Genomic DNA, 704 nt, shown 5'->3' on the forward strand with positions numbered 1-704 from the left:
AGGACGGGCAGCGCCGGGCGCATGCCGGCTGCCGGGTCGTCGGAGGGATGTGGGGTCATCGGCGCTTTCTTCACCTCGCGTCTGCGCAGGACGCCGTCGGCCGCGATCGTGCCAGCCGGCCCGGTGGCCGTCAAAGCGGATTTCGGCGGTCATCCGGCCTGGGCGGCGGCGCGCCATTTTCCTGACAGGCGGATTTCTTGACAGGCGGGGCGCAGCTTCTATGAAGGGCGCGATGGTTCCGTCGCGCGCGGATGAAAAGGCGTGCGAGGATTAAAAGGGAACGCAGTGCGGGCCGGCCGGTCCAATCCTGCGGCTGCCCCCGCAACTGTAAGCGGCATGTTCACGCATCGCCGGGCGTTCGGGCCCGGGGCCACTGGGGTTCTCGTCTCCGGGAAGGCCATGCGGAACGTCTTGCCGCAAGCCAGGAGACCTGCCGTCAGCACTGATTGCGACCGGGAACCGTCGGGCGGGGTGATCCGACGGGCGAGCCGGGGATCCGTTCCGGGTGAAGGGCGGGCCCGTCTCGTCTCGTGGCAATCGCGCATGGTCACGAGAACGCAACTTGATGCACGATTTTCGACAGGTCCTGTCCCGCTCGACCTTCTTTGCCTCGGCCCTGTCCGCCGGGATGTTCGCCGGCTGGAACGGCGCGCTGGCGCAGGCACCCGATGCGGCGGAGGAGAAGGCCGCGGCGCGGCCCGGCG

1 riboswitch is annotated in these 704 nt (G+C 69.3%).

Features of this window, described 5'->3' with window-relative positions:
* Nucleotides 1–216 precede the first annotated feature (216 nt).
* A riboswitch (cobalamin riboswitch) is annotated at nt 217–452 on the top strand.
* Nucleotides 453–704: the final 252 nt, after the last annotated feature.

Source organism: Nguyenibacter vanlangensis (assembly GCF_013376155.1).
Lineage (GTDB): Bacteria > Pseudomonadota > Alphaproteobacteria > Acetobacterales > Acetobacteraceae > Gluconacetobacter > Gluconacetobacter vanlangensis.